The following is an 8,998-nucleotide window of genomic DNA, read 5'->3' on the forward strand; positions in this document are numbered from 1 at the left end:
GTTTTAGGTATACAACATACCTTTGAAGATAAAGATGATTTTATTTTAAAAATGGTATCTGATCCTAAAAATCCTTCAAGCATAATATATTCTCTAAACTGCGCTAAAAACAATTCTGTAATACTTAGAAATGTTTTGACTAGTGAAACTATAAGCTACGTTCAAATGGCTAGCTGCTTAGTTGAAAAGGAGCTTTCAAAGGAAATAAATATATCTAAATTGCAAGAGGTAATAGATTTAATAATGGCATTTTGGGGAGCTTTACACGACTTTTGTGGTTATGGAGTCAGCTATGAGGTATTGATAGGCAAATATATAGAACGTATGGATGTGTATAAGAGATTTGGCGAGGATGATGAAAAGATAGCTAGATGCTCACAACGTATAGATAATTTTGAAAAATTGTTAGACAAAATAAAAAGTGGAGAAGTAATAGCTGTATAATTTATGAAACGATACGCTTTTGAATTAGACGTATATACCGAGTTTACAGATTTGATATACAACCATAATTATATATTAAAATGCTTGCCGAGAGAACTTGAGTATCAGAGACTTTATGATGAAAAATTAATTGTAGAACCCGAAAATAATTTTAATTTAGGCTATGATTCATTTAAAAATAAAATTATTTATGGAAGTATAAACGATGTACACGAGTATTTTCACTACAACGTATCAGGCAAAATATGGATGAATAATTATATAATAAGAGATGGCGTAGATGAAGTATTTTTATACGATACTTCATCTACAAAATTGAGTAGTCCTATGATAGATACGATAAATAGTTTAAATTTAGATGTTTCAAGTCAAAATGTAGACGAAATAGTAGATAAGATATCGAATTTCATATTCAATTATATAGAATATACTCCAAATTTTACGACTATAGACACAAAGGCTAAAGAGACCTTTGAGTATAAAAAGGGAGTATGTCAAGATATGAGCCATATAATGATAGGCTTTTTACATTTTTTAAAAATACCAGCTAGATATTGTGCAGGTATTATGGTAGGCGAAGGTAAGACACATGCATGGGTAGAATACTATAATGGAGTTTTATGGAAAGCCGTAGATCCTACAAATAACAGATTTGTAAATGAAGGATATATAAAATTTTCTCATGGCAGAGATAGTAGAAGCTGTGAAGTTGAAAGAGGTCTATTTGGTGTAGTAAATAATTTTGTAGACCAAAGAGTAGAAATTAATGCGAAGGTGGTAGAAATTCATGAGTAAGGTGGTTGAAAGTATATCCTCATTTGAATTGCCTATAGACGAAAAGTTAGAGATAAAGAGATGTAGGTTTTTACCTGACGATATAGATCAAGATGAAATAAAAAAGCTAAAGAGAATATCTATAGTCACAGGTACCCATGGAGATGAGCTAGAGGGTCAATTGATATGCTTTAATTTATCAAAGACGATTGAGAAAAATATAAATTATTTAAATGGAATAGTAGATATTTACCCAGCTCTAAATCCATTAGGGATAGATTCAATAACAAGGGGGATACCTGATTTTGATTTAGATATGAATAGATTATTTCCAGGAAATAGCGAAAAATCTATGATAGAAGCAAATGCACACAATATAATAGAAGCCTTAGAGGGTTCCGATATGGTAATCGACTTGCACGCGAGCAATATTTTTTTAAAGGAGATTCCTCAGGCGAGAATAAACAAGGACATGGCTAGGTATTTACTTCCATATGCCAAAAAATTAAATTTAGATTTTATATGGATTCACGAAAGTGCGACTGTCTTAGAATCTACTCTATGCCATTCGTTAAATATCCTTAAAACTCCTTGCATAGTTGTAGAATTAGGTGTAGGTATGAGACTTACACAAACTTACTGCAATCAGACGACAAAGGGAATTTTAAATTTAATGAAGGAAATGGGTATTTGGAATGACAAGAGACAGTACTATATAAAAGAGCCGATTATATCTACTAATAAAGATGTGAGCTTTTGCAATGCAGGGGCTTCTGGAATATTTGTTCCATGCATAAATCACGATAGAATTGTAAAATGCGGACAAAAAATTGGAGAGATAGTAGATCCACTTGAGGCAGTAGTAAAGGATGAAGTTATATCGCCTTGTGATGGACTGGTATTTACACTTAGGGAATATCCCGTCGTATATGAAGGATCTTTAATAGCTAGAATTTTAGAGGAGGTAATTTAATGGTAAAAAACACGATATTTAAACTGGAATCTCCTTATAGAAACGATATGAAGATCACTTCATATGAATTTGGAAATAAAAATGCCAAAAAGACTTTGGCGATAGTCGGTTCTACTAGAGGAAATGAAATTCAACAAATTTATCTTTGCTCTAGAATAATAAAGATGCTAAAACAACTAGAGCAGGAGGATAAAATAGATAAATCTAAAAAAATAGTAGTCATACCTACAGTCAACAATTTTTCTATGAATATAAATAAAAGATTTTGGGCTCTAGACAATACCGATATAAACAGGATGTTTCCAGGGTATGACTTGGGAGAAACTACGCAGAGAATAGCTTATAATGTATTTGAATATGTAAAGGACTTTGAATATGGAATTCAATTTACTAGCTATTATCTAAAAGGCGAGTTTATTCCACATGTAACTATGATGAAGACGGGATATGAAAATCCAGAGCTTATGGATTATTTTGGACTTCCTTTTAGCTACGTAAGATCAGTAAGCCCCTATGATACGACTACATTAAATTACAATTGGCAGGTATGGGGCACAAATGCATTTTCTATATATGTGGGAGAAAATGAAAAAATAAGCGATTCTTCTACAGAAATGGTTTTAGATGCAATTAAAAATTTCTTGATAAATATAGGTGTATATAAGGAAAATTTAAAGGACGATTTTTATAAAACTAAGCATATAAACTCAAAAGATATAGTATATGTAAAATCGAATAAAGCAGGTATACTTAGAACGTATATAAGCTTAGGACAATCTATTAAAAAGGGAGATTTAATTGGAGAAGTACTCGACCCTTATGAAGCTGAGGTTTTGCAAAAGATAATATCTCCCTACGATGGAATTGTATATTTTATATATAATATAAATTTGATCAATAATAACAGCAATGTGTGTAGGATAATATTAGAATAATATGAAAAATATAGGAAAAAGGGCTAAGCACAAATTATTTTGTGGTAGCCCTTTTGCTTTTAGTCTTCTTTTATATATACGCTCGGAATGTACATCGTTACATTTTCAAGTGCTATTATCTTATTGTAGATATACTCGCTGTGTTTATCTAAATCCGTAGATTCTAACTCAAGAGTTAAAAGTGTCTGATTGTATATATTTACATCTAGTATATTTGTATTTTCTCTAAGCTTTAAATTCATACCCCTATTTAATCTAATTAATTTGTCTAATATTTTGCTGTAATCTGCTGCCATGTCAATTTCCTCCTAAATATTGTATATAAGTAATATAACACAATATTAAAATTAAATATATAATTAAATTTGAAATAATATAATTCATATAAAATAAATATGAAAAATATGAATATATAACAAATATTTTTCATTTAATATAAAAATTATATAGATTTATGATTTTGGTTTATATATAATTACTTTAGATTTACAAAGTTTTATAAAAAGGAAGGTATGATAAAAAATGAATATAGATCAAAAATATGAATTATTAAAGAATAAGTTAAAAGAAATGGGAAAGGTTGTAATAGCGTATTCTGGAGGAGTAGATAGTAACTTCTTGCTTAAAGTGGCGAGCGATGTGCTTGGAGAAAATGCAGTAGCTGTAACTGTGCATGCTATGATGCATTCTAGTAGAGAAATGGAGGAGGCTAAGGAGTACACTAAAGAGTTTGGTGTAAAGCATGAAGTAATAAAAGTAGATAATTTCGATGAAAAAGGCTTTATTGAAAATGGTGTAAAAAGATGCTATTATTGTAAATGCGCAGTTTTTAATATGATTAAGGATTACGCCAAAGAAAATGGAATAAAATACATATTAGATGGGACTAATTTAAGTGATTTAGGAGATTATAGACCTGGACTAAAAGCACTTGAGGAATTAAAGGTAATAAGTCCACTAAAAGACAGCGGGCTTACAAAGGACGAAATAAGAATTCTATCAAAGAGACTTGGATTAAAGACACATAATAAACCGTCTTTTGCATGTCTTGCAAGTAGAATTCCTTATGGAGATAAAATAACAGAAGAAAAGCTTAGATTAGTAGAAGAAGCTGAAAATTACCTTCAAGATTTAGGTTTTAGACAGTATAGAGTTAGAATACACTCAGATATAGCTAGAATAGAAGTGGCTAAGGACGAAATCAGTAAATTTTTTGATGATGAAATGATAAAAAATGTGTATACTAAACTTAAAGATATAGGATTTAAATACGTTACATTAGATTTAAATGGATATGAAATGGGAAGCTTAAATAAATAGAAAGGAGAGAGTCGTGCTTTTTAAGTGCTGACTAATAAATACATGGAAAAAGGATATACTCTAATCTCGCCTTGTTTTTTTGGTGTCGAAAAAATGCTGGCAAATGAGATTAAAAATTTAGGATTTGAAATAGTAAAAACAGAAGACGGAAGAGTTACATATAAGACAGATGAATACGGTATAGCGAAGGCAAATATGTGGCTTAGATGTGCAGAGAGAGTTCATTTAAAGGTAGCTGAATTTGAAGCTAGAAGCTTTGATGAACTATTTGAAGGCACAAAGAGAATAAATTGGGCTAAATACATACCATACGGAGCTCAATTTCCGATAACTAAGGCATCTTCAATAAAATCAAAATTACATTCTATACCAGATATACAATCTATAGTAAAAAAAGCAGTAGTAGAGAGCCTTAAAAAAAGCTATCTAGAAACTGGAAGACTTAAAGAGGACAAGGAAAAATACCCTATTTACGTGTTTATCCACAAGGACAAGGTAACCCTTACAATAGATACTACAGGAGTGGCTCTTCACAAAAGAGGATATAGAGAAAAGGCAAATAAAGCCCCAATTAGAGAGACATTAGCTGCAGCTATAATGTATCTAACTCCTTGGAGACCAGGAAGAACTCTAGTAGATCCTATGTGTGGTTCAGGTACTCTACTAATAGAGGCTGCTATGATGGGTATAAATATGGCTCCAGGGCTTAACCGCGAGTTTATATCTGAAAAATGGAGAACTCTAGATAAAAAAATCTGGTGGGACACTAGAAGAGAAGCATACGATCTTATGAATGAGGATATAGACTTCAAAATTTACGGATACGATATAGACGAAGAAGTAATAGAGATAGCTAGAGAAAATGCAGAGATAGCTGGCGTTGAAAATTATATAGAATTCAATGTAGCAGATGCTACAGAATTTAAAAGCGATGAAGAGTACGGCTTTATAGTTACAAATCCACCTTATGGGGAAAGACTTGAAGATATAGAGACTGTAAAAATGCTATATAAACAATTGGGATATGCGTTTAGAAAATTGAAAAATTGGTCATATTATATGATAACTTCTTATGAAGACTTTGAGAATGAATTTGGTCAAGACGCTTCTAAAAAGAGAAAGCTGTATAACGGTATGCTAAAAAGCTACTTATACCAATATTTAGGACCAAAGCCTCCTAGAAAATAAGAAAATTTTACCTCTCAGATGTTATAAAAACGAAGATATAAAAATATAAATATTATATAACATTTGGGAGGTGTTATTTTTAAATGAGGGCAAAGCACAATAAAAAAAATTATAAAAATAAAAACATAGAAAACAACAATCAGAATCAATACGAAGAAAAGTACAACGATGTGATTTTAAATAAGTTAGTTCCAGATGATAGAAAAGAGGAATTTGATTTACAAGAAAATAAAACAGAGTCAAAATCTAGACCTAAGAAGGGTTCACTTAAATTTAATTTAGGCAAAAAAAATAAAAAAAGCAAACAGCATAATCAAAATGGGCAAGTCAATAAAAATAAAAAATCTAGTAAAGATCAAAATGATTTAGGTGAAGCTACAAAGGACAAAAAAACTAAGACAAAAAAGAGTCATAAAAATTATAAAAGCAAAGAATTACAAAATGACGAAGAAAATAAAATAAACAAAAAACAAAAAAGAAGAAATAACAAGCACCATAATCAACAGCAAAATAAAGAAGAAGATATAAATATAAAGCAATCCCACGAAAATTTAGATGAAGAAGATATAATAGAAGAGGAAGCTACTAATTATAGAGGGGATTTTGTAGAAGAAGACATAGATGACGAAGATAATGATGATATAATTTGGTCAGACGAAAATTTAAAAAAGCAATAGGTTAAAATATTTATTTTAAATAATTATGCTTTGTAATTTAAAGAGTTGTCGTAGATGATTTGATTTAATCATTTACGCACAACTCTTTTGATTTTTTACGTACTTATTGTATAATTAGAATAGAGGAAATTTTATAAATAGGAGGAATGTAATGAAGCTACTAAAGTTAGTAGGAATATTGTCTTTAGTGACTGTATTGTGTACAGGCTGCTACAATAGAGAATATACGACGGAAAGTCTATTTAGCAATTTACCTATATATAATTCAGATAAAAAAGATTTATCAGAAGAAGTAACTAGAGTTTTGGGAAGTGCTGCCTTGATTTTGCCGTCTAATTCTACAGAAGTAGGAAAGATAAATCAAGTAGATTTAGATGAAACTGGAGAAGACGAAGTAGTATTTTTCGAAAAAAAGGAAGGTATAAGAGTGAAAAATGAGGTTGGATTTACTATATTAGATTCCAACAACGATGAAAATTACGATATATCTTATACAGAGTCAGGTAATAAAATAAAATATGCAAATTTCTATGATTTAGATAATGATGGAAATAAGGAAATAATTTTGCTTGTAGAAAATGATTATATGACAACACTTACTATTTGTAGGTATGAGAATGGTCAAATAAACGAATTAATTTCTAAAAATAATTTTAACTACTTCAATAGAAACAGATTTACTAAACTGGGCATTATGGTAAAGGATATAAACGATGATAAAATTTTAGATTTAATAGTTTATAATTATAATGATAATACAAATAAAATGAACGTATACGCTTGTAATTTAGAAAACGATAAGTTATCTATTCTAGATAGTGTAAGATTAGATGAGGTAGATAATTTTGAAAATATAAAAATATCGATTGGAGATATAACATCAGATGGGAAAAAGGCGTTGTTTTTGGGACTACCGTATACTAAAAAAAGCGGATATATTACAGATATAATTTATTTAGAAGATAATAAATTTGTAGATGCATTTGAAGAACATGAAAATATATTCAATTCGTACTACGTCGAATTTGAGGATATTAACAAGGATGGAATAACTAATGTACCTACTGTAGATTCAAACAGTGTAACTATAGATACCTTGATTACAGATGCGTCACCGACTAGTGCAATAGTCAGCTGGAATAAGTACAATGAGAAAAAAGGCGAAGATGCAGACTTGCTATTTGTAAACCAAATTTATTATAATTATGAAAATAATTTTAAATTTTTAATACCAAATAATTTAGTTGGGAAAATATATATCGCTGAAGAAACTGAAGATACAAATAACAGTTTTAGAGTATATAAATTCTATTACTATGATTCAAATAATTTTTACAATACTAAGAATGAGGCGAATAAAAAGGATCTATTTACATTGAATTTAACTGAAAAAAATATAGTTGAGGATTCAAACAATATAAAAAAATCAAATGTGGATGTATTTGAAACAGAAAAATATACATTTTCTATTTCCGATGTGAATGAAAAGCAATTGAAAAAATTTGACTTAACTGTAGATATAATAAAAGAGTATTTTTCAAAAATAAGTGAATAAACTTAGATGGAGGATAAAAATGAAGGAAAAAATATTAGTTTTAGAGGATGAAATAGGAATAAGAAGCTTTGTAAGTATAAACCTAAAAAGAGAAGGATATGAAATAATAGAAGCAGGCAGTGGTAGTGAAGCTATAGAAAAGATAACATCAAACAACGATATTTCAATAGCTCTTTTAGATGTAATGCTTCCTGATATGAGCGGTATAGAGGTATGCAAATATATAAGACAAAAATTTGATCAAGTAGGTATAATAATGCTTACTGCAAAGGCTCAAGAAGAGGACAAGCTAGAAGGTTTTATATCTGGTGCAGATGATTATATAGTAAAGCCATTTAGTATAAAGGAATTACTAGTCAGAGTAGCAGCTTTGCTTAGAAGAGTTAAAAAAGAAGAAAGCTCTATGAAATTAAATAAAATAGTATCAGATCCTTTTGTGCTTGATTTGGACAAGAGAAAATTATTCAAAGACGGCAAAGAAATAGAATTAACTCCTACAGAATTTTCTATAGTAAAATATTTAATGGTAAATGCTAAAGAATCTCTAAGTAGAGATCAAATACTAACTGAGGTCTGGGGTAATAATTATCTATATGATTTTAAAATAGTAGACGTAAACATAAGAAGAATAAGAAATAAAATAGAGGATGATCCATCAAAACCAAAATATATTCAAACTATTTGGGGATTTGGATATTGCTTTAGAAAGGAAGACTAAAATTGGTAATACATTTAGAAGGCTTGAGAAGAAGGGTAGTAAAATATTACTTTATAATGATTGCAATTACTGTCGTACTATTCGAGGTTCTATTTATATTTTATATGAAGGAGTATTACCATGGAATGGCTAGGACTTATTTAGAGCAACAGGTGGATAATATTTCAGCTACAAATTTTACGAGCTTTGAAGATGCGATAAACGACATACTGGAAAGAGAAGGTGTCAATAAGGACATCAATCTAGGAATTCAAATTATAAATAAGGACAAAGAGGTATTACTCGATGAATACGGTATAAAAACTGGAGAAAAACTAAATTACGACGATATAAATAATGCACTTATGGGAAGTGAAGGCTACAACATCTTCACATATAATATCTTAAAGACAAAGGACCATGTAATGAGTATAT

The 8,998-nt window shown here is 29.7% G+C and carries 10 protein-coding genes and 1 pseudogene; 10 read left to right on the forward strand and 1 reads right to left on the reverse strand.

Annotation, left to right across the window (positions count from 1 at the left end):
- The 4 genes from ACI3VO_RS16965 to ACI3VO_RS16980 all read left to right on the forward strand — a co-directional run.
- The coding region (locus tag ACI3VO_RS16965; RefSeq protein ID WP_439759036.1) for an alpha-E domain-containing protein at positions 1-444 on the forward strand (444 nt) is incomplete at its 5' end.
- A 3-nt stretch (positions 445-447) separates the two neighbouring features.
- Positions 448-1,239: a transglutaminase-like domain-containing protein gene (locus tag ACI3VO_RS16970; RefSeq protein WP_439759037.1), complete on the forward strand. Its 792-nt coding sequence runs from the start codon at positions 448-450 to the stop codon at positions 1,237-1,239.
- Entirely contained in the window at positions 1,232-2,191 is a 960-nt protein-coding gene (locus ACI3VO_RS16975; RefSeq protein ID WP_439759038.1) for a M14 family metallopeptidase, read from the forward strand. The genes ACI3VO_RS16970 and ACI3VO_RS16975 overlap by 8 nt, the downstream gene beginning before the upstream one ends.
- Positions 2,191-3,126: a M14 family metallopeptidase gene (locus ACI3VO_RS16980; protein ID WP_439759039.1), complete on the forward strand. Its 936-nt coding sequence runs from the start codon at positions 2,191-2,193 to the stop codon at positions 3,124-3,126. Before ACI3VO_RS16975 ends, ACI3VO_RS16980 begins: the two co-directional genes overlap by 1 nt.
- A 59-nt stretch (positions 3,127-3,185) precedes the next feature.
- Here the strand turns inward: ACI3VO_RS16980 and ACI3VO_RS16985 are convergent, their stop codons facing one another.
- Positions 3,186-3,422: a hypothetical protein gene (locus ACI3VO_RS16985; protein WP_439759040.1), complete on the reverse strand. Its 237-nt coding sequence runs from the start codon at positions 3,420-3,422 to the stop codon at positions 3,186-3,188.
- Between the two features lie 226 nt (positions 3,423-3,648).
- Here ACI3VO_RS16985 and larE point away from each other — a divergent pair, with 226 nt between their 5' ends.
- The 6 genes and pseudogenes from larE to ACI3VO_RS17015 form a co-directional block, all read left to right on the forward strand.
- On the forward strand, positions 3,649-4,446 hold the full coding sequence (gene larE / locus ACI3VO_RS16990; protein ID WP_439759041.1) for an ATP-dependent sacrificial sulfur transferase LarE: 798 nt from the start codon (positions 3,649-3,651) through the stop codon (positions 4,444-4,446).
- A 42-nt stretch (positions 4,447-4,488) separates the two neighbouring features.
- Positions 4,489-5,634 carry a THUMP domain-containing class I SAM-dependent RNA methyltransferase gene (locus ACI3VO_RS16995; protein ID WP_320624982.1) on the forward strand — a complete coding sequence of 382 codons (1,146 nt, stop codon included), beginning with the start codon at positions 4,489-4,491 and terminating at the stop codon, positions 5,632-5,634.
- Positions 5,635-5,717: 83 nt separating this feature from the next.
- Positions 5,718-6,311: a hypothetical protein gene (locus ACI3VO_RS17000; protein WP_439759042.1), complete on the forward strand. Its 594-nt coding sequence runs from the start codon at positions 5,718-5,720 to the stop codon at positions 6,309-6,311.
- 151 nt (positions 6,312-6,462) lie between these two features.
- A complete protein-coding gene (locus tag ACI3VO_RS17005; protein ID WP_439759043.1) occupies positions 6,463-7,866 on the forward strand; it encodes a hypothetical protein in 1,404 nt (467 codons plus the stop codon).
- 19 nt (positions 7,867-7,885) lie between these two features.
- On the forward strand, positions 7,886-8,584 hold the full coding sequence (gene walR, locus ACI3VO_RS17010; protein ID WP_320924976.1) for a cell wall metabolism DNA-binding response regulator WalR: 699 nt from the start codon (positions 7,886-7,888) through the stop codon (positions 8,582-8,584).
- A gap of 2 nt (positions 8,585-8,586) precedes the next feature.
- Positions 8,587-8,998: pseudogene (locus ACI3VO_RS17015) on the forward strand (sensor histidine kinase); the annotation flags it as partial.

Source organism: Intestinibacter sp., assembly GCF_051866655.1.
Lineage (GTDB): Bacteria > Bacillota > Clostridia > Peptostreptococcales > Peptostreptococcaceae > Intestinibacter.